General features: G+C 62.9%; 23 protein-coding genes. 14 read left to right on the top strand and 9 right to left on the bottom strand.

From position 1 onward, the window contains the following. Positions 1–31 precede the first annotated feature (31 nt). The 5 genes from rng to mreB all read right to left on the bottom strand — a co-directional run bounded on the left by rng (position 32) and on the right by mreB (position 4,986). Positions 32–1,489 carry a ribonuclease G gene (gene rng, locus CRP40_RS16495; RefSeq protein ID WP_027913731.1) on the bottom strand — a complete coding sequence of 486 codons (1,458 nt, stop codon included), beginning with the start codon at positions 1,487–1,489 and terminating at the stop codon, positions 32–34. A gap of 55 nt (positions 1,490–1,544) precedes the next feature. After that, positions 1,545–2,174, bottom strand: coding sequence for a Maf family protein (locus tag CRP40_RS16500; protein WP_027913730.1), 630 nt, complete (start codon positions 2,172–2,174; stop codon positions 1,545–1,547). Between the two features lie 33 nt (positions 2,175–2,207). Continuing rightward, positions 2,208–2,696: a rod shape-determining protein MreD gene (gene mreD / locus CRP40_RS16505; protein ID WP_027913729.1), complete on the bottom strand. Its 489-nt coding sequence runs from the start codon at positions 2,694–2,696 to the stop codon at positions 2,208–2,210. Next, positions 2,696–3,784, bottom strand: a complete 1,089-nt coding sequence (mreC, locus tag CRP40_RS16510; RefSeq protein WP_081728181.1) for a rod shape-determining protein MreC — start codon at positions 3,782–3,784, stop codon at positions 2,696–2,698. The genes mreD and mreC overlap by 1 nt, the downstream gene beginning before the upstream one ends. A gap of 164 nt (positions 3,785–3,948) precedes the next feature. Beyond that, positions 3,949–4,986: a rod shape-determining protein MreB gene (gene mreB, locus CRP40_RS16515; protein WP_003255163.1), complete on the bottom strand. Its 1,038-nt coding sequence runs from the start codon at positions 4,984–4,986 to the stop codon at positions 3,949–3,951. 206 nt (positions 4,987–5,192) lie between these two features. Here mreB and gatC point away from each other — a divergent pair, with 206 nt between their 5' ends. The 5 genes from gatC to CRP40_RS16540 all read left to right on the top strand — a co-directional run bounded on the left by gatC (position 5,193) and on the right by CRP40_RS16540 (position 10,001). Further along, positions 5,193–5,480, top strand: coding sequence for an Asp-tRNA(Asn)/Glu-tRNA(Gln) amidotransferase subunit GatC (gene gatC, locus CRP40_RS16520; RefSeq protein ID WP_027913727.1), 288 nt, complete (start codon positions 5,193–5,195; stop codon positions 5,478–5,480). A gap of 15 nt (positions 5,481–5,495) precedes the next feature. Beyond that, on the top strand, positions 5,496–6,947 hold the full coding sequence (gatA, locus tag CRP40_RS16525; RefSeq protein ID WP_027913726.1) for an Asp-tRNA(Asn)/Glu-tRNA(Gln) amidotransferase subunit GatA: 1,452 nt from the start codon (positions 5,496–5,498) through the stop codon (positions 6,945–6,947). Positions 6,948–6,958: 11 nt separating this feature from the next. Next, entirely contained in the window at positions 6,959–8,404 is a 1,446-nt protein-coding gene (gatB, locus tag CRP40_RS16530) for an Asp-tRNA(Asn)/Glu-tRNA(Gln) amidotransferase subunit GatB (protein ID WP_027913725.1), read from the top strand. A gap of 119 nt (positions 8,405–8,523) precedes the next feature. After that, positions 8,524–8,898, top strand: a complete 375-nt coding sequence (locus CRP40_RS16535; protein WP_023533371.1) for a septal ring lytic transglycosylase RlpA family protein — start codon at positions 8,524–8,526, stop codon at positions 8,896–8,898. Positions 8,899–8,957: 59 nt separating this feature from the next. Further along, the gene (locus CRP40_RS16540) at positions 8,958–10,001 is read left to right on the top strand and encodes a calcium/sodium antiporter (protein WP_027913724.1); all 1,044 of its coding nucleotides are present in this window, start codon (positions 8,958–8,960) and stop codon (positions 9,999–10,001) included. A gap of 15 nt (positions 10,002–10,016) precedes the next feature. Here the strand turns inward: CRP40_RS16540 and CRP40_RS16545 are convergent, their stop codons facing one another. The 4 genes from CRP40_RS16545 to CRP40_RS16560 all read right to left on the bottom strand — a co-directional run bounded on the left by CRP40_RS16545 (position 10,017) and on the right by CRP40_RS16560 (position 14,403). Beyond that, positions 10,017–11,378 (bottom strand): amino acid permease, encoded by a 1,362-nt coding sequence (locus CRP40_RS16545; RefSeq protein WP_027913723.1) that lies wholly within the window; start codon positions 11,376–11,378, stop codon positions 10,017–10,019. A 50-nt stretch (positions 11,379–11,428) separates the two neighbouring features. Next, positions 11,429–12,370: an AEC family transporter gene (locus CRP40_RS16550; protein ID WP_027913722.1), complete on the bottom strand. Its 942-nt coding sequence runs from the start codon at positions 12,368–12,370 to the stop codon at positions 11,429–11,431. Positions 12,371–12,586: 216 nt separating this feature from the next. Further along, complete coding sequence (locus CRP40_RS16555; protein ID WP_027913721.1) at positions 12,587–13,147, bottom strand: response regulator transcription factor; 561 nt, start codon at positions 13,145–13,147, stop codon at positions 12,587–12,589. Beyond that, positions 13,147–14,403, bottom strand: a complete 1,257-nt coding sequence (locus tag CRP40_RS16560; protein WP_027913720.1) for an ATP-binding protein — start codon at positions 14,401–14,403, stop codon at positions 13,147–13,149. Before CRP40_RS16560 ends, CRP40_RS16555 begins: the two co-directional genes overlap by 1 nt. Before the next feature lie 201 nt (positions 14,404–14,604). On the opposite strand from CRP40_RS16560, the gene CRP40_RS16565 reads away from it, so the two are divergent. The 9 genes from CRP40_RS16565 to CRP40_RS16605 all read left to right on the top strand — a co-directional run bounded on the left by CRP40_RS16565 (position 14,605) and on the right by CRP40_RS16605 (position 26,265). Continuing rightward, entirely contained in the window at positions 14,605–15,321 is a 717-nt protein-coding gene (locus tag CRP40_RS16565; protein WP_027913719.1) for an SIMPL domain-containing protein, read from the top strand. A gap of 375 nt (positions 15,322–15,696) precedes the next feature. After that, positions 15,697–17,322, top strand: a complete 1,626-nt coding sequence (locus CRP40_RS16570) for an ABC transporter substrate-binding protein (RefSeq protein ID WP_027913718.1) — start codon at positions 15,697–15,699, stop codon at positions 17,320–17,322. A gap of 138 nt (positions 17,323–17,460) precedes the next feature. Further along, on the top strand, positions 17,461–19,053 hold the full coding sequence (locus tag CRP40_RS16575; RefSeq protein WP_027913717.1) for an ABC transporter substrate-binding protein: 1,593 nt from the start codon (positions 17,461–17,463) through the stop codon (positions 19,051–19,053). Between the two features lie 169 nt (positions 19,054–19,222). Further along, a complete protein-coding gene (locus CRP40_RS16580; RefSeq protein ID WP_027913716.1) occupies positions 19,223–20,602 on the top strand; it encodes an OprD family porin in 1,380 nt (459 codons plus the stop codon). A 69-nt stretch (positions 20,603–20,671) separates the two neighbouring features. Next, positions 20,672–22,282: an ABC transporter substrate-binding protein gene (locus tag CRP40_RS16585; protein WP_027913715.1), complete on the top strand. Its 1,611-nt coding sequence runs from the start codon at positions 20,672–20,674 to the stop codon at positions 22,280–22,282. A gap of 88 nt (positions 22,283–22,370) precedes the next feature. Next, positions 22,371–23,381 (top strand): ABC transporter permease subunit, encoded by a 1,011-nt coding sequence (locus CRP40_RS16590; RefSeq protein ID WP_027913714.1) that lies wholly within the window; start codon positions 22,371–22,373, stop codon positions 23,379–23,381. Between the two features lie 9 nt (positions 23,382–23,390). After that, entirely contained in the window at positions 23,391–24,317 is a 927-nt protein-coding gene (locus CRP40_RS16595; RefSeq protein WP_027913713.1) for an ABC transporter permease subunit, read from the top strand. Positions 24,318–24,328: 11 nt separating this feature from the next. Further along, the gene (locus tag CRP40_RS16600; RefSeq protein ID WP_027913712.1) at positions 24,329–25,297 is read left to right on the top strand and encodes an ABC transporter ATP-binding protein; all 969 of its coding nucleotides are present in this window, start codon (positions 24,329–24,331) and stop codon (positions 25,295–25,297) included. Further along, positions 25,297–26,265, top strand: a complete 969-nt coding sequence (locus CRP40_RS16605; RefSeq protein WP_027913711.1) for a peptide ABC transporter ATP-binding protein — start codon at positions 25,297–25,299, stop codon at positions 26,263–26,265. The genes CRP40_RS16600 and CRP40_RS16605 overlap by 1 nt, the downstream gene beginning before the upstream one ends. The last annotated feature ends 98 nt before the right edge of the window (positions 26,266–26,363 follow it).

Consider the following 26,363-nt stretch of genomic DNA (forward strand, 5'->3'; position numbering starts at 1 on the left):
CCGATCGAACCGGGTCGGGTTTCAGCAGGCCTCAGAGCAGCACCACGTCATACTGCTCTTGCGAATACATCGACTCGACCTGGAAGCGAATGGTTCGCCCGATGAAGGCCTCGAGTTCAGCCACGTTGCCAGACTCTTCGTCCAACAGGCGATCGACCACCTTCTGATTGGCCAGCACGCGATAGCCTTCCGCCTGGTAGGCGCGGGCTTCACGCAGGATTTCGCGAAAGATCTCGTAACAGATGGTTTCGGGCGTTTTGAGCTTGCCTCGCCCCTGGCAAGCCTGGCACGGTTCGCACAACACCTGCTCAAGGCTCTCCCGGGTGCGCTTGCGGGTCATCTGCACCAAGCCCAACTCGGTGATGCCGATGATGTTGGTCTTGGCGTGGTCGCGCTCCAGCTGTTTTTCCAGCGTTCGCAGCACCTGACGCTGGTGATCTTCGTCTTCCATGTCGATGAAGTCGATGATGATGATGCCGCCGATGTTGCGCAGCCGCAGTTGCCGGGCAATGGCGGTGGCGGCCTCCAGGTTGGTCTTGAAGATGGTTTCTTCCAGGTTGCGGTGACCCACGAAGGCGCCGGTGTTGACGTCGATGGTGGTCATCGCCTCGGCCGGATCCACCACCAGGTAGCCACCCGACTTCAACGGTACCTTGCGATCCAGGGCGCGCTGAATTTCATCCTCGACACCGTACAGGTCGAAGATGGGCCGTTCGCCTGGGTAGTGTTCCAGACGGTCGGCGATTTCAGGCATCAGCTCTTGCACGAACTGCGTGGTGCGCTGGAAGGTTTCCCGCGAGTCGATGCGGATTTTTTCGATCTTCGGGTTGACCAGGTCGCGCAGGGTACGCAGCGCCAGGCCCAGGTCTTCGTAGATGACCAGGGGTGCGCCACAGGTCTTGATCTGCGCCCCGATCTGCTCCCACAACCGCCGCAGGTAGCGAATATCCTGCAGGATCTCCTCAACCCGCGCGCCTTCGGCGGCGGTGCGCAGAATGAAGCCGCCAGCGCCTTGTATGTTCTCGCTGTCCACGCAATCACTGACCACGCGCTTGAGGCGTTCACGCTCGGCCTCGTCCTCGATCTTGAGCGAAATGCCCACGTGGCTGCTACGCGGCATGTAGACCAGGTAGCGGGACGGGATCGACAACTGGGTGGTCAGCCGCGCGCCTTTGCTGCCGATGGGGTCTTTGGTGACCTGTACCACCAGGGCCTGGCCTTCATGGACCAGGGCGGTGATGTTTTCCACGGCCGAGCCTTCGCGCTGCGAAATCTCCGAGGCATGGATGAACGCTGCCCGTTCCAGCCCGATGTCCACGAACGCCGCCTGCATGCCAGGCAGCACCCTGACCACCTTGCCCTTGTAGATATTGCCGACGATGCCGCGACGCTGGGTGCGCTCGACGTGCACTTCCTGCAGTACCCCGTTTTCCACCACCGCCACGCGTGACTCCATCGGGGTGATGTTGATCAGGATCTCTTCGCTCATGGCAGGTTCTCGTCCAGGGTCTTGTTCTAATGATGGATGGCGCAAACGGTGCTGGCTACTGCGGGCGCGTCACCTCAGGTTCCGAGGCCGCCTGTTGCCAGCAAGCGATGCCGAAGCGCTCGAGCAACTGTGCCGTTTCGCTCAATGGCAGGCCGACCACGGCCGAATAGCTGCCAATCAGCCCGGTGACGAATACCGCGCCCAGCCCTTGAATCGCATAGCCGCCCGCCTTGTCTGCCGGCTCGCCGCTGGCCCAGTAGCGCTGCGCTTCCTGCTGGTGGATGTCGCGAAAGCGGACGGTGCTGCTGACACACAAGCTCTCGACACGCGTGCCGTCATCGAGCGCCACGGCCGTCAATACCTGGTGTTCGCGGCCGGACAACCGGGCCAGCATGCCCAAGGCGTCGTCACGGTGCTCGGGTTTGCCCAGAATATGGCCGTCAAGCACGACGGCCGTGTCAGCGCCCAACACCACAGCGCCCTCGTTCGCGGTCTCGGCCGGTTCGAGACGGGCACGACCCGCTGCAGCCTTGGCTTTGGCCAGGCGCTGCACATACACCTCGGCGCTTTCGCCAGGCAGCGGGGTTTCATCGATGGGCGCGCTGGCAACCCTGAAGCGTACGCCGATCTGCGTCAACAGCTCGCGTCGACGTGGAGAGCCGGAAGCCAGGTATAGCGGGGTCATTCGGACATCTCCCTGTCAGCGGCCACCAAGCCGTCAATTGATGTGCAAGCGTCGGCGAAGGTCGCGCAAGGCAAAGCTGATCCACGGCCAGAGCAGCGCGCTGATCACGGCCGACCAGACCAGCGCCAGGGTAGGCAGGCGATTACCGGTCAAGGCACTGAGCCACAGCTGGAGCAACTGTGCAATGCCGAAGACCACCAGGATGATCAGGCTTTGCTGCCACATGGGGAACATGCGCAGGCGCTGTTGCAGCGACAGCACCAGGAATGTGATCAGGGTGAGGATCAACGCGTTCTGCCCCAACAGGGTGCCGTACAGCACGTCCTCGGCCAGGCCAAGCATGAACGCTGTGGCCATGCCGACCTTGTGCGGCACGTTCAAGGTCCAGAACGACACCAGCAACGCCAGCCACATAGGCCGAAAGACTTCCATGAACTGCGGCATGGGCGAGACACTGAGCAGCAGGCCAACGGCAAATGTCAGCCAGATGACCCAACCATTGTTGCGGCGCGATGCGGCCATCACTGCCTCCGGGATTGAGTGGGCGCAGCGGGCGCTGCGGCCGGGCTTGCGGACTGTGCAGCTGGCGCTGTGGCGGGCGTACTGGACTGGGTGGCAGGCGCAGGGGTTACGGCAGGCGCGCCGTTTGCAGGGGTACCGTTTGCGGGAGTGCCGTTTGCAGGCGCACCTTGACCGGTCGTACCAGCACCCTGAGCAGGAACCCTCTCGCCTTTGCGGTCTGCTTCTTCCTGGGCAATCGCGGCATCGGTGGCGCGCTGCTCGGGCGTACGCCGGTCGCTGAACACCAGCAGCATGTAACGGCTACGGTTGAGCGCCGCGGTGGGGATGGCGCGCACAATGGCGAATGGCTGGCCGGAATCGTGGATCACCTCGTTGACGGTGGCCACGGGATAACCGGCGGGGAAGCGTTGGCCCATGCCGGAGCTGACCAGCAGGTCGCCTTCCTTGATGTCCGCCGTATCGGCCACGTGGCGCAACTCGAGGCGCTCCGGGTTGCCGGTACCGCTGGCAATGGCGCGCAAACCGTTGCGGTTGACCTGCACGGGAATGCCGTGGGTGGTATCGGTGAGCAGCAAGACCCGCGAGGTATAGGGCATCAGTTCGACCACCTGCCCCATCAGGCCGCGAGCGTCGAGCACCGGTTGACCGAGAAACACGCCATCGCGCTCACCCTTGTTGATCAGGATGCGGTGTGTGAAGGGGTTGGGATCGACGCCGATCAATTCGGCAACTTCGACCTTTTCGTCAACCAGCGCCGAGGAATTGAGTAGCTCACGCAGGCGCACGTTCTGCTCGGTCAACGCCGCCAGCTTCTGCAGGCGACCTTGCAGCAGCAGGGCCTCGGTCTTGAGTTTCTCGTTCTCGGCAATCAGCTCGTTGCGGCTGCCGAACTGGCCCGCCACCCCTTGCCAGGCGCGTTGCGGCAAGTCGGTGATCCAGTACGATTCCATGAGCACCAGGCCCATCTGGCTGCGAACGGGCTTGAGCAGGTCAAAGCGCGCGTCGACGACCATCAACGCGACCGACATCACCACCAGGACGAGCAGGCGAACGCCCAGCGACGGGCCCTTGGAGAAAAGCGGTTTAATGGGCCGTTCCTCGTGGACGACTCAGGAAGTCATTGGACATGGGACAAGGCACCAGCCTGGTTACGAATTGACGGATGAGGCGCCCGGACGGGCACCGGCCAGCACATACAGGTAGCACTGTGCGTGCTACCTGTAAACCGGGGCTCACGAGCCGCGAGGACGAATCACTCGCTCGAGAGCAGGTCCATTGCGTGCTTGTCCATCATTTCCAGGGCTCGACCGCCGCCGCGGGCGACACAGGTCAACGGGTCTTCGGCGACGATGACCGGCAGCCCGGTTTCCTGGGCCAGCAGCTTGTCCAGGTCACGCAGCAGTGCGCCGCCGCCGGTCAACACCAGGCCACGTTCGGCGATGTCGGAAGCCAGTTCGGGTGGCGACTGCTCCAGGGCGCTCTTGACCGCCTGAACGATGGTCGCCAGCGACTCCTGCAGCGCTTCGAGCACTTCGTTGGAGTTCAGGGTGAACGCACGCGGTACGCCTTCGGCAAGGTTACGGCCGCGAACGTCGACTTCGCGCACTTCACCGCCCGGGTAGGCAGTACCGATTTCCTGCTTGATGCGCTCGGCGGTGGATTCGCCGATCAGGCTGCCGTAGTTACGGCGCACGTAGGTCACGATGGCTTCGTCGAAGCGGTCACCACCGACACGCACCGATTCGGCATAGACCACCCCGTTGAGCGAGATCAACGCGATTTCGGTGGTACCACCGCCGATGTCGACGACCATGGAGCCACGGGCCTCTTCGACCGGCAGGCCGGCACCGATGGCGGCCGCCATGGGTTCTTCGATCAGGAACACTTCGCGGGCACCTGCTCCCAGGGCCGACTCGCGAATGGCGCGGCGCTCAACCTGGGTGGACTTGCACGGCACGCAGATCAGCACACGAGGGCTGGGCTGCAGGAAGCTGTTCTCATGAACCTTGTTGATAAAGTATTGCAACATTTTTTCGCAGACGCTGAAGTCGGCGATCACGCCGTCCTTCATCGGACGAATGGCTGCGATGTTGCCAGGCGTACGGCCCAGCATGCGTTTGGCTTCGGTACCGACGGCGACGACGCTTTTCTGATTGCCATGGGTACGGATGGCAACAACCGAGGGCTCATTCAGGACGATACCGCGCTCACGCACGTAAATTAGGGTGTTGGCAGTACCCAGGTCGATGGACAGATCGCTGGAAAACATGCCACGCAGTTTCTTGAACATGGGAAAGTGACCCTGGGGAAAGCGTGGGTAAAAAAGTGCGGCAAACTCTAACAATGGCAGGGATTTTGGGCAAGGAGCCAATATGTTAAATTGGCTGTTTTTCCGAGCATGCCAGCCGATGATCGCGGCTATTGGACCGCCAAAAAGCTGACATGTTCCTCATTGCGGACACTGAATCCGTTCTTTCTATCCTTCTGGAGATCCCCATGGCGCTTGAACGCTGCGACGTGGAAAAGATCGCCCATCTGGCCCGACTGGGCCTACATGATGGCGAACTGCCACGCATTACCGACGCCTTGAACAGCATCCTCGGGTTGGTCGACCAGATGCAAGCGGTGGACACCGCCGGCATCGAACCCCTGGCTCACCCCCTTGAGGCCAGCCAGCGCCTGCGCCCCGACCAGGTCACCGAGCACAACCAGCGTGACGCCTATCAGGCCGTCGCCCCACAGACCGAAAACGGTCTGTACCTGGTTCCGAAAGTCATCGAGTAAGGGATAGAGCCTGCCATGCATCAATTGACCCTGGCCGAGATCGCCCGCGGACTCGCCGACAAGTCGTTTTCCTCCGAAGAGCTGACCGGCGCCCTGCTGGCCCGTATCAAGCAGCTCGACCCACAGCTCAACAGCTTCATCACCGTGACCGACGAGCTGGCCCTGGGCCAGGCACGTGCTGCCGATGCCCGCCGCGCCGCTGGCGAAGGCGGGGCGTTGCTGGGCGCGCCCATTGCCCACAAGGACCTGTTCTGCACCCAGGGCGTGCGCACCAGCTGCGCGTCGAAGATGCTCGACACCTTCAAGGCGCCCTATGACGCCACCGTGGTGGCCAAGCTCGCCGAAGCTGGCATGGTCACGCTGGGCAAGACCAACATGGACGAGTTCGCCATGGGCTCGGCCAACGAATCGAGCCACTACGGCGCGGTGAAAAACCCCTGGAACCTCGAGCACGTACCGGGTGGCTCGTCGGGCGGCTCGGCCGCTGCCGTGGCAGCGCGCCTGTTGCCGGTGACCACCGGCACCGACACCGGCGGCTCGATCCGTCAGCCGGCCGCACTGACCAACCTCACCGGCCTCAAGCCTACCTATGGCCGCGTCTCGCGCTGGGGCATGATCGCCTATGCCTCGAGCCTGGACCAGGGCGGCCCCCTGGCCCGCACGGCCGAGGACTGCGCGCTGCTGCTGCAAGGCATGGCCGGCTTCGACGCCAAGGATTCGACCAGCATCGAGGAGCCGGTTCCCGACTACAGCGCCACCCTGGGTGATTCGCTGCAAGGGTTGCGTATCGGTCTGCCGAAAGAGTACTTCGGGGCTGGCCTGGACCCGCGCATCGCCGACCTCGTGCAGGCCAGCGTCAAGGAGCTGGAAAAGCTCGGCGCGGTGGTCAAGGAAATCAGCCTGCCGAACATGCAACACGCCATCCCGGCGTACTACGTGATCGCTCCGGCAGAAGCGTCCTCGAACCTGTCGCGTTTCGACGGTGTTCGCTTCGGTCATCGCTGCGAGGCGCCCAAGGACCTGACCGACCTGTACAAGCGTTCCCGCGGCGAAGGCTTCGGCGCCGAAGTGCAGCGCCGGATCATGGTCGGTACCTACGCCCTGTCGGCGGGCTACTATGACGCGTACTACGTGAAGGCCCAGCAAATTCGCCGCCTGATCAAGAACGACTTCATGGCTGCCTTCAAGGATGTCGACCTGATTCTCGGCCCGACCACGCCCAACCCGGCCTGGAAACTGGGCGCCAAGAGCAGCGATCCGGTCGCCGCCTACCTCGAGGACGTCTACACCATCACGGCCAACCTCGCGGGCCTGCCAGGCCTGTCGATGCCAGCCGGCTTCGTCGATGGCTTGCCGGTAGGCGTGCAGTTGCTGGCGCCTTACTTCCAGGAAGGCCGCCTGCTCAACGTAGCCCATCGCTACCAGCAGGTGACCGACTGGCACACCCGCGCCCCTAACGGCTTCTGAGGAACAGACACATGCAATGGGAAGTTGTGATCGGGCTGGAAATTCACACTCAGCTCGCCACCCAGTCGAAAATCTTTTCCGGTAGTGCCACCACGTTTGGCTCGGAACCCAACACCCAGGCGAGCCTAGTCGACCTGGGCATGCCAGGTGTGCTGCCGGTCCTGAACCAGGAAGCGGTGCGCATGGCGTGCATGTTCGGCCTGGCCATCGATGCCGAGATCGGCAAGCGCAACGTGTTCGCGCGCAAGAACTACTTCTACCCCGACCTGCCCAAGGGCTATCAGATCAGCCAGATGGACCTGCCGATTGTGGGCAAGGGCCACCTGGACATCGCGCTGGAAGACGGCACCATCAAGCGCATCGGCGTGACCCGTGCCCACCTGGAAGAAGATGCGGGCAAGAGCCTGCACGAAGATTTCAGCGGCTCCACCGGCATCGACCTGAACCGTGCCGGCACCCCGCTGCTGGAAATCGTGTCCGAGCCCGACATGCGCAGCGCCAAGGAAGCGGTGGCCTATGTCAAGGCCATCCATGCGCTGGTGCGCTACCTGGGCATCTGCGACGGCAACATGGCCGAAGGATCACTGCGCTGCGACTGCAACGTGTCGATCCGGCCCAAGGGCCAGACCGAGTTCGGCACTCGCTGCGAGATCAAGAACGTCAACTCGTTCCGCTTCATCGAGCGCGCGATCAACAGCGAGATCCAGCGCCAGATCGACTTGATCGAGGACGGCGGCAAGGTGGTTCAGGAAACGCGCCTGTACGATCCGAACAAGGACGAGACCCGCTCCATGCGCAGCAAGGAGGAAGCCAACGACTACCGTTACTTCCCCGACCCGGACCTGCTGCCGGTGGTCATCGAGGACAGCTTCCTGGAAACCGTGCGCGCCGGCTTGCCGGAACTGCCCACCCAGAAAGTCGAGCGCTTCCAAAGCCAGTACGGACTGTCGGCATACGATGCCAACGTTTTGGCATCGAGCCGTGAACAGGCCGACTACTTCGAGGAGGTGGTCAAGCTCGGGGGCGACGCCAAAATGGCCGCCAACTGGGTCATGGTCGAGCTGGGCAGCCTGCTCAACAAGCTGGGCATCGAGATTGACCAGGCCCCGGTCACCGCCGCGCAACTGGGCGGCATGCTGGTGCGCATCCGCGACAACACCATCAGCGGCAAGATCGCCAAGACCGTGTTCGAGGCCATGGCGGCAGGTGAAGGCGACGCCGACACCATCATCGAAAGCCGCGGCCTCAAGCAGGTCACCGACAGCGGCGCAATCGAGTCGATGCTCGACGAGGTGTTGGCGGCCAACGCCGAACAGGTCGAACAGTACCGCGCCGCCGACGAGGCCAAGCGCGGCAAAATGTTCGGTTTCTTCGTCGGCCAAGCCATGAAAGCTTCCAAGGGCAAGGCCAACCCTGGGCAGGTGAATCAGCTGCTCAAGGCCAAGCTCGAAGGCTGACCGCACCCTTCAGCGGGGGCTCGCCCTCGCTGACAGACCAGCCGAGGTTGACCAGGACACAGGTCCACCTCGGCTTGTCCCGCGCCCGGCCAAAAGCCCCGGCGCACCGGAGTACCTGTATGTTCAAACGTTCTTTGGCCAGCTTGGCCCTCTTTTCCTGTCTGGCAGGCTGCGCCAGCCATGACATCGACCCGCGAGGTTATGACCGCACGGGTACTGCCTCCTACTACGGCGCCCGCCATCACGGCAAACGCACCGCCAGCGGCGAGGCGTTCAATCAGCATGGCCTGACGGCGGCTCATCGCAACCTGCCGTTCGGCAGCCGGGTGCTGGTGACCAACCTGGCCAATCGGCGCAGCGTGGTGGTCCGCATCAACGACCGCGGCCCGCACGCCCGCAGCCGGCTGATCGACCTGTCTCGGGCTGCCGCTGAAAAAATCGGCATGGTGCGTAGCGGAACGGCGCGCGTGCGAGTACAAGGTCTTAGTGACTGACGACCAGGAGCTTTACCATTTTCGATCTGGCCACCCTCCCCACGTTCAGCCTGCTGCAACTGGGCATCGCTTTGCTGCTGCTGGTCGCAGGCGCCGAACTGCTGGTACGGGCTGCACTGCGCCTGGCGCAACGCCTCCACGTGCGGCCGCTGATCATCGGGCTGAGCCTGGTGGCATTCGGCAGCACTGCACCCCAGTTGACCCTCAGCCTGCAGGCCGCCTACCAAGGCGCACCGGACGTTGCCGTGGGCAGCGTCATCGGCAGCAACATCTTCAATGTGCTGGCCATTCTTGGCCTGGCAGCGCTGGTCATTCCCCTTCGCGTGTCTCGCCAGCTGGTACGCCTGGATATTCCGCTGATGATCCTGGCCAGCGCCCTGGTCTACGGGTTGGCTGCCAATGGCTATCTGGGCCGCGTTGAAGGCGTATTGCTGCTGATGGGGCTAGTGGGTTACCTGGCCATGCTCTGGCACCAGTCCCGTCACTACGCACGCACATACCCTGCCCCGCCATCGGTGCCACAAAGCCCGGCACGCTTCTGGTGCGGGACGTTACTGTTGGTGATGGCAGGCCTTGCCCTGCTGAACCTGGCCGGTCATCTGCTGCTCGACGCTGCCGTGGAAGTGGCCACTGACCTGGGCCTGTCCGAGCGCGTCATCGGCCTTACGGTGGTCGCCATCTGCACGTCGTTGCCGGAACTGGCAGCAGCCCTGATCGCTGCCTTGCGCGGTGAACGCGAGATCGCCGTGGGCACGGTGATCGGCAGCAACCTGTTCAACCTATTGGGCGTATTGGGCCTGACCGCCGTGGTGACCCCCGAGCCCCTGTCGATTTCGCCCAATGCGCTGGATTTCGACCTGCCCGTCATGCTGGGTGTGGCCGCGTTGAGCTTGCCGGTGTTCTATTCAGGCTATCGCATCACCCGGGCCGAAGGGCTGGTGTTCCTGTGCCTGTACCTGGCCTACGGCCTGCACATCGCCGCGTTCACCATGGGCATGCCCCTGGCCGGACGCCTGGAGCGCCTGATGCTGCTCTACGTATTGCCCGTGCTGGCGGTTGTGTTGGTGTACACCACGGTGCGCGCCTGGCGCCGCCAGCATTGAGCACCCCAAGTCAGATCAGCGGCTGGCCTGACGGGCCTTCTTCAACTTGAAGGCTACCCAGAGCAGCAGGATCCAGCCAGGGATCAGCATCACCGAGATGCGAATGGGCGGCGTCAGGTACATCACCACCAGGATCAGCACGATGAAGGCCAGGCACAGGTAGTTGGTGAACGGATGGCCCAGGCTCTGGTAGAACGGCTGTACCCCTGCCGCGCGCTTGGCCTTGCGGAACTTGAGGTGGGTGATGCTGATGCTGGCCCAGTTGATCACCAGCGCCGACACCGCCAGTGCCATCAGCAGGCCAAAGGCTTCGCCGGGCATCAGGTAGTTGATCACCACACACAGGCCCGTGGCCAGGGCAGAAATGCCTAAAGCTGCCAGGGGTACACCGCTGCGGCTGACCTTCAGCAGTTGACGCGGGGCGTCACCTTGGCTAGCCAGGCCGAACAGCATGCGACTGTTGGCGTACACGCAGCTGTTGTAGACCGACAGCGCCGCTGTCAGGACCACGATGTTGAGGATGGTCGCGACCAGGTCGCTGTCCAGCTCATGGAAGATCATCACAAATGGACTGCCGCCTTGTACCACCTTCTGCCAGGGGTACAACGAAAGCAGCACCGCCAGCGCGCCGATGTAGAAGATCAGGATCCGGTAGACCACCTGGTTGGTGGCCTTGGGAATGCTCTGGCGCGGATTGTCGGCTTCGGCGGCCGTGATGCCTACCAGTTCCAGGCCACCGAACGAAAACATGATCACGGCCAGGGCCATGACCAGGCCGCTCACGCCATTGGGGAAGAACCCGCCGTATTGCCACAGGTTGGCCACGCTGGCGTCCGGGCCGCCGTTACCGGTGCTGAGCAACCAGGCGCCGAAACCTATCATGCTGACGATGGCCACGACTTTTACCAAGGCGAACCAGAACTCCATCTCGCCATAGACCTTCACCTGGGTGAGGTTGATCAGGTTGATCACCACAAAGAAGATCGCGGCCGTGGCCCAGGTTGGAAAGTCAGGCCACCAGTACTGGACATAGATACCCACCGCCGTCAGCTCGGCCATGCCGACCAACACGTAGACCACCCAGTAGTTCCAGCCAGACACGAAGCCTGCGAACTCGCTCCAGTACTGGTGGGCAAAATGGCTGAAGCTACCGGCCACCGGCTCTTCGACGACCATTTCCCCGAGCTGGCGCATGATCAGGAACGCCATTAGGCCAGCAATGGCATAGCCCAGCAAAACGGAGGGGCCGGCCAGCTGGATGGTCTGGGCAATGCCCAGGAACAACCCCGTGCCGATGGCGCCGCCGAGCGCGATCAGCTGGATGTGACGATTCTTCAGCCCGCGCTGTAACCGCTCGGGCGTGCTCTGGTCTTGCATGAAGTGTCCTTTCGCTCAGTGAGGCAATGCTGTTGTTTGCAGTCAAGGATCTAGATCCATCCGCCCCACTGCAAGATGAAAATACCAATGTTGGTGGTGATCGCGGCCATCAGCGTGGTAATCACGATGATTGACGCGGCCAGTTCATGGTTGCCGTTGGCCGCACGCGCCATCACGTAGCTGGCCGCTGCGGTGGGGCTGCCGATGTAGAGAAACAGGATGCCCAGTTCGGCCCCGCGAAAACCACAAAGCCAGGCACCCAGGGTCCCAACGAGTGGCAGCCAGGCCATTTTCACCAGGCTGGCGTCCACGGCCAACCTGCCGCTGTCGCGCAGGGCCGTCAGCGACAGGGTGCCGCCAATGCAGATCAGGGCAAGGGGTAAGGTCATCTGCGCCAGGTAGTCACCGGAGGTGAGCAGCCAATTCGGCAAAGGGACCTGGCCGTAGGCCATGGGAATGGCGACCAGCACGCTGAGAATCAGTGGATTTTTCAGGATGCTTTTGAGGATGCTCCACGGGTCGGACTTCAGGTCGGGGCTGTAGACCGCCAGCACGATGGCAGACAACGAGTTGTACAACAGGATCACCAACCCAGCCAGTACCGCACCCAGTGAGATGCCATAGTCGCCGTACAAGCTTGCGGCCAGCGCCAGGCCAATCACCCCGTTGTTGCCGCGAAAGGCGCCTTGGGTGTAGATACCACGGTCGGCCCACGGGCTGCGCCAGACGGCCATGCCCCAGGCGATGGCAAATCCGGCCAGAGTGGCCACCGTGAAATAGATCATGATCCCTGGCCGGACCGCCGCCGCCAGGTCGGCATGATAGATGCCCAGAAACAGCAAGGCCGGCATGCAGACGTTGAACACCAGTTGCGAAGCGACCTTGTTGAAGTTGTCGTCGATCAGGTGGATACGGCGAAGCAACACGCCCAGAAACAGCATGGCGAAAACGGGCGCCGTGATGTTCAGCGTCTGGATGAGAAGGGCAAGCATGGGCGCACGATCCTGAAAGGGGGTTGCCGTTAGGGGGCTAATGATACGCCAACGGCCAGGATTTGCGGGCATTGTGCGGTGATGGGAGCGCAACCGTGCCCTGCCGGGGCACTGGACCGGCCGCGATGGGCTGCGCAGCAGCCCCAGGTGTCAGCTGCGCAGCGCATGTTGTCGGGGCCGCTACCTCGCGGCAACAGGCCGCGCCTACAGCACGATTCAGCGCCGAACTGGCCGCTTCTGCAATTTGCGCTGCAGTGTCCGACGGTGCATGCCTAGCGCGCGTGCGGTCGCCGAAATGTTGCCCTCGTGCTCGTTCAGCACGCGCTGGATGTGTTCCCATTGCAGACGGTCCACGGACATGGGGTTTTCCGGCACCAGGGTGTCCAGGTCGGTATGCTCGGACAACAGGGCCGCCAGCACGTCGTCAGCGTCAGCCGGTTTGCACAGGTAGTTGCAGGCGCCGCGCTTGACCGCTTCCACGGCCGTGGCGATGCTCGAGTACCCGGTCAGGATGACGACCCGCATTTCCGGGTCCAGCTCCAGCAGCTTGGGCAGCAGCACCAGGCCCGAATCCCCTTCCATTTTCAGGTCGAGCGTGGCGTAGTCCGGCAGGTCTTGCTGGGCCAGGATCAAACCTTCTTCGGCCGAGCTGGCGGTGCTTACCCGAAAGCCCCTGCGGCTCATGGCCCGGGCCATCACCCGGGTGAAGGTAGCATCGTCGTCCACCAACAGCAGGTGCGGCAGCTCTTCGGTTTCAACCTGGGTTTCTTCACTCATCATGCTTCTCCTCGCGTGCCATAGGGCAGGCGCAATTCGGTCAGGGTGCCACCTTGTTCATGACTATAGAGTTTCACTGAGCCACCCGCACGGGTGACGCTGGCCTTGCTCAGGAACAGGCCCAGGCCGAAGCCCTTGCCCTTGGTGGTAATGAAAGGTTTGCCAATGGCCTCGGCGATGGCCGGCGGTACGCCAGGGCCATGGTCGCGAATGCTGATGACGATGTCCTGGTGATCCCAGTCCAGGCGCACCTCCAGGTCATCAGGACAGGCGTCGGCGGCGTTGTTCAACAAGTTGAGCAGTGCCTGGGTCAGGTCAGGCGGCGGCGTCAACCGAGGGACGAGCCCATCACGCAGGCGCTGGAAGCGGTAACTGGCTTCCGGGCGCATCAGGTGCCAGCGGTTGAGGGCCTCGTCGAGCCAGACGGTGACCTCCTGCTCGACAATGGCCAGGCGGCGATTGGCCTCGGCGGCGCGAACCAGCTGTTGCAGTGTTTCTTTGCACAGTTTGACCTGGTCCTGAAGAATCTGCAGGTCTTCCTGCAGCAGCGGATCAGTATGGTCCTGGCGCATCTCGTTGAGCAACACGCTCATCGTCGCCAGCGGCGTACCCAGCTCGTGGGCCGCGCCCGCCGCCTGGGTGGCCACGGCCAGCAATTGCTCATCGCGCAGGCTTTCTTCGCGCCGCTCCGAGCGCAGGTGTTCCTGGCGCCGAAGCTCCTCGGCCATGCGCGCGGCAAAGAAGGTGATCACCGCCGCGGCCAGCGCAATGCTCAGCCACATGCCGTAGACCTGCATCTTGTCCCGTGCCAGCGGCAGGCCCTCAAGCGGGTAGAACTGCACCAGCAGCAGGCTGTAGGCCGTCAGCGCGATGCCCGACAGAATCAGCGAATACAGCCAGGGCAGCGTCACCGCCGCGATCGCCAGCGGCACCAGGTAGTAGGACACAAAAGGGTTGGTCGAGCCGCCGGAGTAGTACAGCAGAGCGCTGTGTATCAACAGGTCGCACGCCAGTTGCAGGGCATACTCGAGTTCGGTGACCGGCAGCGACAGGCGCAGGCGCAGCGCCGTGAAGGCGCACAGCAGCGAGGACAAGGCCAGGGTGCCGGCCAGCGACAGCCAGGGCAGTGGCAGCAGCTCGGTCCAGTAGGCCACGCCGACCGAGCCGGCCTGGGCGGCCAAAACCAGGACGCGAATAACGGTCAGTCGCCAGAGGTTCTGGCGCGTAGCGGACAGCGGTTGTGCGGCGGCGAGCATGAGCTCTCCTGATGAGTGCTCCAGAAAATCGGCTGGAGTATACCGAAGCGGGGCATGCTGCTGCAGTGATGCGGCAAAGCGCCACACTTTGTCACAGCTTCATGGGGCCAGCGCTGAACCCACTACACTGTTCCCGGTCTGATGAGCCATGCGTGGAATGGATGGCCACACCCCACGCTTTCATCTGCCAAGGAGCACCTTATGCTAATCCAACGTCGCGGCGCTGCCCTTCTCTTGTCCTGCGGTTTGCTGGCCAGCTTGCCAGCGCTGGCCGCCGATGAGCCGCGCTTCAATCAGGTGTCACTGCGCGCCGAAGTGAGCAAGGAAGTGGCACGCGACCTGATGGTCGTGACCCTCTACAGCGAAGCGCAGAACACCGACCCGGGCAAGCTTGCCAAGCAGATCACCGAGACCATGAACAAGGCTGTGCAGCAGTCGCGCCAGGTCAAGGACGTCAAGATCAGCCAGGGCAGCCGCAACAGCTACCCGGTGTACGACACCAAAGGCCAGAAAATCACCGGCTGGCGCGAGCGTGCCGAGCTGCGGCTCGAAAGCGCGGACTTCCCAGCGCTTTCACAGCTCACCGCCGAGCTGCTGCAAGACCTGAAAATGGGCGGCATGGACTTCTCCATCGCACCGGCTACCCGCAAGTCCAGCGAAGACGCGCTGCTCAAGGAAGCCGTCGACGCATTCAAGGCGCGCGCCCAATTGGCCACCGAAGCCCTGGGCGGCAGTGGTTACAAGGTGGTCAGCCTCAACCTGAACAGCAGCGGCTATCCACGGCCTTACCTGCGCAGTGCACCGATGGCGATGAAGGCCATGGCAGCAGACGAAGCTGCGCCAGCGCCGGACATCGAGGCGGGCACCAGCGAAGTGAGCATGAACGCCGATGGCTTGATCGAAGTGCAGATGCCTTGACGGCGAGTCGGCAGGGGCAGGCCCCAGGCCAGCCCCCTGACCAGCAACTGATGCCCTGGCGCCTTGACTGCCCCGTCAGGGCTTTTCACCCTGCCCTGAAGGAAGGCCTGCATTTTAAGAGATTTCCTACACCCTCTTAAGCCTTTCCCGACATCCTCATCCAATCAGTAATATTCAGCAAAAAGCCACCATTCTGCCCTCGCAAACGTTTAACTCCGCCAAAAGTTACATCGATGCGACATTCATGTACTGCCGTGCCACTTTTCAAGTCCCGACTAACCTTGTGCATATTGCATTGGGCCCACCCCTGCATAAGTATCCGCAGGTCGGCTCACGAGGCCGCCCTCTCTGAACAATGACAACAATGAGGCCAACATGCTCAAACATGCAGTCATTCCGTTCCTGCTAGGCGCAGGTTTGCTCACTGGCGCGCCGTCGGCCTTCGCCGCTTCGAACCTGGTGTTCTGTTCAGAAGGCAGCCCGGCCGGTTTCGACCCGGGGCAATACACCACCGGTACCGATTTCGACGCCTCGGCCGAAACGGTCTTCAACCGGTTGACTCAGTTCGAGCGTGGCGGCACTGCGGTCATCCCGGGGCTGGCAACGCGCTGGGAGGTTGCAGAAGATGGCAAGACCTACACCTTCCACCTGCGCGAAGGCGTGAAGTTCCACACCACCGACTACTTCAAGCCCACCCGCCCGTTCAATGCAGACGACGTGCTGTTCACGTTCAACCGCATGCTCGACAAGGACCATCCATTCCGCAAGGCCTACCCCACCGAGTTCCCGTACTTCACCGACATGGGCATGGACAAGAACATCGCCGGGATCGAGAAACTGGACGAGCACACGGTCAAGTTCACCCTCAACGACGTCGACGCCGCCTTCATCCAGAACCTGGCCATGAGCTTCGCGTCCATCCAGTCCGCCGAGTACGCCGACCAGTTGCTCAAGAACGGCAAGGCCGCCGACATCAACCAGAAGCCGATCGGCACTGGCCCGTTCGTGTTCAGCAAGTACCAGAAGGACGCGCAGATCCGCTTCAAGGGCAACAAGGACTACTGGAAACCCGAGGACGTGAAGATCGACAACCTGATCTTCGCCATCACCACCGATGCTTCGGTGCGCATGCAGAAACTCAAGAAGAACGAGTGCCAGGTCACGCTGTTCCCGCGTCCGGCCGATATCGCGCCGCTCAAGCAGGACTCCAAGCTGCAGATGCCCCAGCAAGCGGGCTTCAACCTGGGCTACATCGCCTACAACGTGATGGACCAGGTCAAGGGCAGCAACCAGCCCAACCCCATGGCCCAGCTCAAGGTGCGCCAGGCGCTGGACATGGCCGTGGACAAGCAGAAAATCATCGAGTCGGTGTACCAGGGGGCGGGCCAGCTGGCGGTCAATGCCATGCCGCCGACCCAGTGGTCGTATGACAGCAGCATCAAGGACGCTCCCCACGACCCCGACAAGGCCCGCCAGTTGCTCAAGGAAGCCGGCATCAAGGACGGCACTGAAATCACCCTGTGGGCCATGCCGGTCCAGCGGCCGTACAACCCCAACGCCAAACTGATGGCCGAGATGCTCCAGGCAGACTGGGCCAAGATCGGCATCAAGGCCAAGATCGTCAGCTATGAGTGGGGCGAGTACATCAAGCGCTCCAAGGCGGGCGAACAAGGCGCCATGCTCATTGGCTGGAGCGGGGACAATGGCGACCCTGACAACTGGCTGGGCACCTTGTATGGCTGCGACGCCATCGACGGCAACAACTTCTCCAAGTGGTGCTACAAGCCCTACGATGACCTGATCAAGCAGGCCAAGGCCACCTCCGACCAGGCCAAGCGCACCGAGCTTTATCAGAAAGCCCAGCACATCCTCAAGGAGCAGGTGCCGATCACCCCGATCGCCCACTCCACCGTCTACCAGCCCATGAGTGCCAAGGTGAAGGACTTCAAGATCAGTCCATTTGCCCTCAACGCGTTCTACGGCGTCAGCGTCGACAAATAGCCTGAGGGCTGCGCCCGCCTGACGGGCGCCTGACCCACCCCATTCATACCCAGTCGTCCCGCTGCCAAGCGTGCGGGACAGGCGAACTGTTGCCGCGATTCGTGCCCGGAGCCGGCCCAGCACCCAAAAGGACTTAGCATGCGCCACGTGACCCGACTTTCTACACTGCTCGCCCTGGCCCTGGTCGGCCAGACGCCAGCCGTGATGGCCAACAACTTGGTGTTCTGCTCCGAAGGCAGCCCGGCCGGTTTCGATACGGCCCAATACACCACCGCCACCGACAATGACGCGGCCCAGCCGATCTATAACCGCCTGGTGGAGTTCGAGCGCGGCGGCACGGCGGTACACCCTGCCCTGGCCACCCGCTGGGAAGTCACCGAGGACGGCCTGCGCTACACCTTTCACCTGCGCGAAGGCGTGAGCTTTCACAGCAACAAGGCCTTCACCCCCAGCCGGCCCTTCAACGCAGACGACGTGCTGTTCACCTTCAACCGCATGCTCGACAGGCAGCACCCGTTTCGCAAGGCCTACCCCACCGAGTTTCCCTACTTCGTCAGCATGGGCCTGGACAAGAACATCGCAGGCGTCGAAAAGACCGACCCGTTCACCGTGGTGTTCACGCTGCACACCGTAGACGCCGCGTTCATCCAGAACCTGGCCATGAGCTTTGCCTCGATCCTGTCCGCCGAATACGCCGAGCAGTTGCTTAAAACCGGCCGCCCTAGCGACATCAACCAGCAACCGATAGGCACCGGCCCGTTCGTGTTCCAGCGCTACCAGAAAGACTCGCAGATCCGCTACAAGGCCAACCGTGCCTACTGGGCGCCCGAGCAGGTGAAGCTCGACAACCTGGTGTTCTCGATCAATGTCGATCCGTCGGTGCGCATCCAGAAACTGCGCCGCAACGAGTGCCAGGTCACCCTGCATCCGCGGCCGGCCGACCTGCCAGGGCTCAAGCAGGACACGAACGTGCAGGTCTTGCAGCAAGCAGGGTTCAACCTGGGCTATATCGCCTACAACACCCAGCACCCGCCATTCGATCGGCTTGAGGTGCGCCAGGCCATGGACATGGCAGTCAACAAGCAGGCCATCCTGCAGGCGGTCTACCAGGAAGCAGGACAACGGGCGGTCAACGCCATGCCGCCCACCCAGTGGTCCTACGACACTAGCATCACCGATGCACCGCACGACCCGGAAAAAGCCCGCCAGCTGCTCGAACAGGCCGGGGTCAAGCCTGGCACCGAAATCACTCTGTGGGCCATGCCGGTGCAACGCCCCTACAACCCCAACGCCAAGCTGATGGCCGAAATGCTCCAGGCCGATTGGAGCAAGCTGGGCTTGAAGGTGCGCATCGTCAGCTACGAATGGGGCGAATACATCAAGCGCCTCAAGAGCGGCGAGCACGATGTGGCGCTGATCGGCTGGACCGGTGACAACGGCGACCCCGACAACTGGCTGGGTACGCTGTACAGCTGCGACGCCATTGGCAGCAACAACTATTCGCAATGGTGCGACCCGCAGTACGACAGCCTGGTCAAGCAAGCCAAGCAGGTTACCGACCAAGCTCAGCGCACCACGCTCTATCAGCAAGCCCAGCAGCGGCTCAAGCAGCAGGTGCCGATCACGCCAGTGGCCCACTCCACTGTCAATCAGCCCCTGAGCACTCGAGTGTCCGGGTTCAAGGTCAGCCCGTTCGGGCGCAACGAGTTTTCCGGCGTCAGCGTCGATTAGCACCGACTGGCAGGCAGGGCGCGCAGGGGGGGAGACCCGCGCACCATGCCTACCCATCGCCCGCTTAAGCCTCGGTGATCCCGGGGCGCCCCAGGCAACACGGCAACACGGCAACACCCACCCGGCCCACAAGGCCGGCAATAACTAGAAATGAAAAGGAGCTTCTATCGTGAGACTGTTCAATTCGAGCGCACTGGCGTTAGCCATAGGTGCAGCAACCACCACCGTCCACGCCGATCCACAGAGCCAGGCCTACTTGCCGCTCACCCTCGCAGCCGAAAGCGCCCAGGCGCAGGCCAAGGGTTTCGTCGATGGCCAGAGCCTGGGCGGGACGACGCGCAACTGGTACGCCCGCGAACGCGCCACCCGCGCACCGCTGTGGCGCTACTACAAGAGCGACGGCACCCGTCACCCGACCCACACCCGTGAAAACTGGGTGCAAGGCACCATCCTCAACTACACCTCGGGCTTTACCCAGGGCACGGTGGGCTTTGCCGTGGAGGCAGCCGGCTATAACGCCATCGCCCTGCAGCAGGACCGCGAAGCGATCGCAGGTCCCAACAACCGTACCCTGACCCACAGCGACGGCGACGCCATCGGCCAGTGGAGCAAACTGGGGCTGGGCAACGTCAAGGCGCGTCTTTCCAATACCACCCTGACCCTCGGTCGCCAGGCCGTCGATACCCCGATGATCGCCTTTATCGGTAACCGCGCCCTGCCCTCCAGTTTTCAGGGCGCATTCCTGCACAGCGCTGAATTCGACAACTTGACGTTCGACCTGGGTACCTTCGACCGGGTCTCGCCCCGTACCGAGCAGAGCCTGAGCAAGTTCCGCAGCGAATACGGTGCGGCCGGGGTGGAAACGGACCGCGCCAGCACGGTCGGTATCAACTACCAGCCCCTCAAGAGCCTGACCACCAGCCTGTATGCCACCAAGGTCGACGATTTCTGGAACCAGTACTACTTCGGCGCCAATCACATGTTCGGCGACAGCGCCGTGCTCAGCCTGTCCACGGGCCTCAACTACTACAAGACCGTGGACGCCGGCAGCCGCAAGATGGGCGAAATCGACAACGACACCTACAGCCTGTCGCTGGGCCTGACCCATCAGGCGCACACCCTCACCGCCGCCTGGCAGCAGGTCAATGGCAACGAGTATTTCGACTACCTCCACGAAACCAACGGCATCTACCTGGCCAACTCGCTGCTGTCGGACTTCAACGGCCCGAACGAGAAATCGCTGCAGTTATCCTATGTGCTCAACATGGCTTACTACGGCGTGCCAGGGCTGAAATTCAACCTGTACAACGCCCGGGGCTGGGGCATCGACGGCACCCATTACCGCGGTAGCGCCTATGACGTCCAGGGCCTCGATGGCGAGACCCATTACGAGTGGGGTATCGGCACCAGCTACGCCGTACAGAGCGGACCGCTCAAGGACACCAGCATCCGCGCCACCTACACCACACACCGCGCAAGCAAGGCACAGGGCGATGGCAGCCTGAACGAATTCAGGCTCGTGACCACCATCCCGTTCAACATCCTCTGACCGGCCGCCCGGCCCGCTTGCCAGCGGGTCGGGCGTCAGGCTGGAGCACAACGCAGGGAGAATTGATCCATGCACGCTGTGACCAAGAAGACATCGGCGCTGCGGCTGTTGCTGGCAACGCTGCTTTTGGGCAGTACATCCCAGCTGGCCGCCAAGCCGCTGGTGGTGTGCACCGAGGCCAGCCCCGAAGGGTTCGATGTGGTGCAATACACCACGGCGGTGACGTTCGACGCGGCGGCCGAAACCCTCTTCAACCGCCTGGTGGACTTCAAGCCCGGCACCACGGATGTCCAACCGGCCCTGGCCGAGCGTTGGGACATCTCCGCCGACGGCCTGACCTATACCTTCCACCTTCGCCGAGGGGTCAAGTTCCACACCACCGACTATTTCAAGCCCAGCCGCGACCTGAACGCCGACGATGTGCTGTGGAGCTTGCGCCGCCAGCTTGACCCGAGCCACCCCTGGCACGACAAGACCAGCATCGGCTACCCCTACTTCGAGAGCATGGCCTTCAATTCGTTGCTCAAGTCGGTGGACAAGACCGACGACTACACCGTGGTGATCACCTTGACCCGGCCAGAAGCGCCTTTGCTGCGCGACATGGCCATGGGCTTCACCTCCATCTACTCCGCCGAGTACGGCGACCAGCTGCTGGCAGCCGGCAAGACGGCAGAGCTCAACAGCAAGCCAATCGGCACAGGGCCGTTCATTTTCCAGCGCTACAACAAGGATGCCCAGGTCCGCTTCAAGCCCAACCCTGACTATTTCCGGGGCAAGCCGCCCGCCGATGCGCTGGTCTTCGCCATCGCCACCGACAGTAATGTCCGCCTGCAGAAGTTGCGCGCCAACGAGTGCCAGGTTGCGCTATACCCCAAACCGGACGATGTACCGTCGATCGTGGCGGACCCGCGCCTGAAGGTCGCCCAGACCGAAGCGCTGGTAACCGGTTACATCGCCATGAACACCCAACATCCGTACCTGAGTGATGTACGTGTGCGCAAGGCGATCAACATGGCCTTCGACCGCCAGACCCACGTCGACCAGCTGTTCGGCAAAGGCAATGCGCTGGTAGGCGTCAACCCGTATCCCCCTTCGATGATCGGCTACAACACCGCCAACCAGAACCCGCCACGCGATCTCGACCAGGCGCGTGCGCTGCTAAAACAAGCCGGTGTCCCCCAGGGCACGGTCATCACCCTGTTCACCCGCAATGGCGGCGGCCCGACCAACCCGAACCCGCGACTGTCCGCCGAGATGCTTCAGGCCGACCTGGCGCAGATCGGCCTGAACCTGGATATCCGTGTCATGGAGTGGGCCGAAATGCTGCGCCGTGCCAAGAAAGGCGAGGCGGACCTGGTGTCCAGTGGCTGGGCCGGCGACAACGGCGACCCGGACAACTTTCTCACCCCCCTGCTCAGTTGCGAGGCGGCCAGCAATGGCGAGAACTATGCACGCTGGTGCAACTCGAAATTCCAGGCATTGATCACACGCGCCCGCGAGGTGAGCGACAACGAGGAGCGTGCCAGGCTCTATAGCGAGGCATTGACGGTGTACGATGAGGACCAGCCCTGGATCAGCATGGCCCACCCCAAGGTGTTCACGGCCATGCGTGAGAACGTGGAGGGCTACGTGATCAGCCCCTTGACCAGCAACAACTTCGCTACCACCCGAGTGAAGTAGAACAACAACGACCGCCGTTGCCCTGTGGGCAGCGGCGGCACTGCCGTGGCAGGTACCTGCCATGCGGCCTGATGAGGTAACTGCGACCATGTTGAGTTTTATTGCCCGGCGCTTGGGCCTGTTGATCCCGACCTTTTTCGGCATCACCTTGCTGACCTTCGCGCTGATACGCCTGATCCCCGGTGACCCGGTGGAAGTGATGATGGGCGAACGCAGGGTCGACCCGGAAATGCACGCCCAGGCCATGGAGCGCCTGGGCCTGAACAAACCGTTGCCGGCCCAGTACCTGGACTACATCGGCAAGCTGGCCCAGGGCGACCTGGGCGAGTCGCTGCGCACGCGCGAGAGCGTATGGAGCGAGTTCACCACCTTGTTCCCGGCCACCCTGGAACTGGCCATGGCCGCCTTGCTGTTCGCCGGCGTGGTCGGCTTGCTGGCCGGGGTGATCGCCGCGCTCAAGCGCGGGTCGCTGTTCGACCATGGGGTGATGGGGATTTCGCTGGCGGGCTACTCGATGCCGATCTTCTGGTGGGGCCTGATCCTGATCATGTTCTTCTCGGTGAGCCTGGGCTGGACCCCGGTATCCGGGCGCATCGACCTGCTCTATGACATCGAGCCCAAGACCGGTTTCATGCTCATCGACACCCTGCTCAGCGACGAAGAGGGTTCGTTCAAGGATGCCGTGATGCACCTGATTCTGCCGGCCATCGTACTGGGTACCATCCCGCTGGCGGTGATCGCACGCATGACGCGTTCCTCCATGCTCGAAGTGTTGCGCGAGGACTACATCCGCACGGCGCGTGCCAAGGGGCTGTCCCCGGCCCGGGTCGTGTTCATGCACGGCTTGCGCAACGCCCTGATTCCCGTCCTGACCGTGTTCGGCCTGCAGGTCGGCACCTTGCTGGCCGGTGCGGTGTTGACCGAAACCATTTTCTCCTGGCCGGGCATCGGCAAATGGCTGATCGAAGCCATCGGCGCCCGTGACTACCCCGTGGTCCAGAACGGCATTCTGTTGATTGCCTGCCTGGTGATCCTGGTCAACTTCGTCGTGGACATTCTCTACGGCCTGGCCAATCCACGCATCCGTCATCAGCGCTGAGGCCCCGTCATGACCAACCCGACTGCAAAAACCCTGTCCCCGGTCAGCCCGGTGGACCAGAGCCTTCTCTACCCCTCGCCCTACAAGGAATTCTGGCAGGCCTTCGCGCGCAACAAGGGCGCGGTGATGGGCCTGGCGTTCATGTGCGTGGTGGTGTTCTGCGCGCTGTTCGCGCCCTGGGTCGCGCCCCACGACCCCAGCGAGCAGTACCGCGACTTTCTGCTCACCCCCCCGGTGTGGCTGGAGGGTGGCACTTGGCAGTTCATCCTGGGCACCGATGAGCTTGGCCGCGACCTGCTCTCGCGCTTGATCCAAGGGGCGCGCCTGTCCTTGCTGATTGGCTTGTCCTCGGTGGTGATATCGTTGATCCCCGGCATTCTGCTCGGGTTGCTGGCGGGCTTCTTCCCGCACTTCGTCGGCCCTTCGATCATGCGCCTTATGGACGTGATGCTGGCCCTGCCCTCGCTGCTGCTGGCCGTCGCCATCGTCGCCATCCTCGGCCCTGGCCTGATCAACACCGTGATCGCCATTGCCATCGTCTCGCTGCCCTCCTACGTGCGCCTGACCCGCGCCGCCGTGATGGGCGAGCTGAACCGCGACTACGTCACCGCTGCCCGGCTGGCAGGCGCTGGGCTGGGGCGCCTGATGTTCGTGACCGTGCTGCCCAACTGCATGGCGCCGCTGATCGTGCAGGCCACCTTGAGCTTTTCCTCGGCCATTCTCGACGCCGCCGCCCTGGGCTTCCTGGGCCTTGGTGTGCAACCCCCGACGCCGGAGTGGGGCACCATGCTGGCCTCGGCCAGGGATTACATCGAGCGCGCCTGGTGGGTGGTGAGCCTGCCGGGCCTGACCATCCTGCTCAGCGTACTGGCGATCAACCTGATGGGTGATGGCCTGCGCGATGCGCTCGACCCCAAACTCAAGAACGCCGCCTGAGGAGCACACCCATGTCTTTGTTGCAGATCAACAACCTCAACGTGCGTTTTGGCGACGCGGACGCCGTGCCAGTGGTGGACGGGCTGGACTTACAGGTTCAAGCCGGCGAAATCCTGGCCATCGTCGGCGAGTCCGGCTCGGGCAAATCGGTGACCATGATGGCCCTGATGGGCCTGGTCGAGGCCCCTGGCCGGATCACGGCCGATGCCATGACATTCGACGGTACCGACATGCTCACCCTCAGCGGCCGGCAACGGCGCAAGGTGGTCGGCAAGGACATCGCCATGGTCTTCCAAGACCCCATGACGGCCCTGAACCCCAGCTACACCGTGGGTTATCAGATCGAAGAAGTCCTGCGTCAACACCTGGGCCTCAAGGGCAAGGCGGCGCGGCAACGGGCCCTGGAACTGCTGCAGAAGGTCGAGATCCCGGCCGCCGAAAGCCGCCTGGACGCTTATCCGCATCAACTGTCCGGCGGCATGAGCCAACGGGTGGCCATCGCCATGGCCATCGCCGGTGAGCCGAAGCTGCTGATCGCCGATGAGCCGACCACGGCGCTGGACGTGACCATCCAGGCGCAGATCATGGAGCTGCTGGTCAACCTGCAACAGGAGCGCAACATGGCCCTGATCCTGATCACCCATGACCTGGCGGTAGTGGCCGAGACCGCGCGCCGGGTGTGCGTGATGTATGCAGGCCAGGCCGTGGAGGTGGGCCAGGTGCCAGAGCTGTTCGACGTCCCTGCCCACCCCTATACCGAAGCCCTGCTGGCGGCGATTCCCGAACACAGCCTGGGTGCCGAGCGCTTGGCTACCCTGCCTGGCATCGTCCCGGGCCGCTATGACCGGCCAACGGGTTGCCTGCTGTCACCGCGTTGCCCTTATGTGCAGGACAACTGCCGACACCAGCGCCCGGCCCTGGACCCCAAGGCCCAGAGCCTGGCCCGTTGTTTCTACCCACTGAACCAGGAGGTGGCGTGATGGCCGTCGTTCTATCGGCCCGGGACCTGACCCGGCATTACGAAGTCTCCCGCGGGTTGTTCAAGGGCCATGCGCTGGTGCGCGCGCTCAATGGCGTTTCGTTCGAACTGGAGGCGGGCAAGACGTTGGCGGTAGTCGGTGAGTCCGGTTGCGGCAAGTCGACCCTGGCCCGCGCCCTGACCCTGATCGAGCAGCCCACCTCAGGCTCGCTGCAGATTGCAGGTACCGAGGTCACCGGAGCCAGCAAGGCCGAGCGCAAGCAACTGCGCCGGGACGTGCAGATGGTCTTCCAGAGCCCTTACGCCTCGCTCAACCCGCGGCAGAAGATCGGTGACCAGCTGGCCGAGCCTTTGCTGATCAACACCGCGCTGAGCAAGGCGCAGCGCCGTGATAGGGTGCAGAAGATGATGGAGCAGGTGGGGCTGCGCCCGGAGCATTACCAGCGCTATCCGCACATGTTCTCCGGTGGGCAGCGTCAGCGTATCGCGCTGGCACGGGCCATGATGTTGCAGCCCAAGGTGTTGGTGGCCGACGAGCCGACATCTGCACTGGATGTGTCCATCCAGGCCCAGGTGCTGAACTTGTTCATGGACATGCAGCAGCAGTACGGTACCGGTTATGTATTCATCTCCCACAACCTGGCGGTAGTACGTCACGTGGCCGATGATGTGCTGGTCATGTACTTGGGCAGGCCGGCGGAGATGGGGCCCAAAGCCGATATCTACGAAAAGCCGCTGCATCCGTACACCCAGGCTCTATTGTCTGCCACACCCGCTATTCATCCAGACCCGTCCAAGCCGCGCATCCGCATTGCCGGTGAGCTGCCCAACCCGCTCAACCCGCCGGATGGCTGCGCTTTTCACAAACGCTGCCCCTACGCGACCGATCGCTGCGCCAATGAGGTGCCGGCGTTCAGGCAAGTGGAGACCCGGCAGGTGGCTTGTCATTATGCGGAGCAGTTTCTTTAACGAAGGTACGGCGCGGTCGGTCGGGCGGACCGGCACGACCGCTCCGAATTCACTCACCATCAGAAGCGACGCAAGGCAGCAGACCGACAAATGAGACA

Origin of the sequence: Pseudomonas sp. URMO17WK12:I9, assembly GCF_900230165.1 — a bacterium.
GTDB lineage: Bacteria > Pseudomonadota > Gammaproteobacteria > Pseudomonadales > Pseudomonadaceae > Aquipseudomonas > Aquipseudomonas fulva.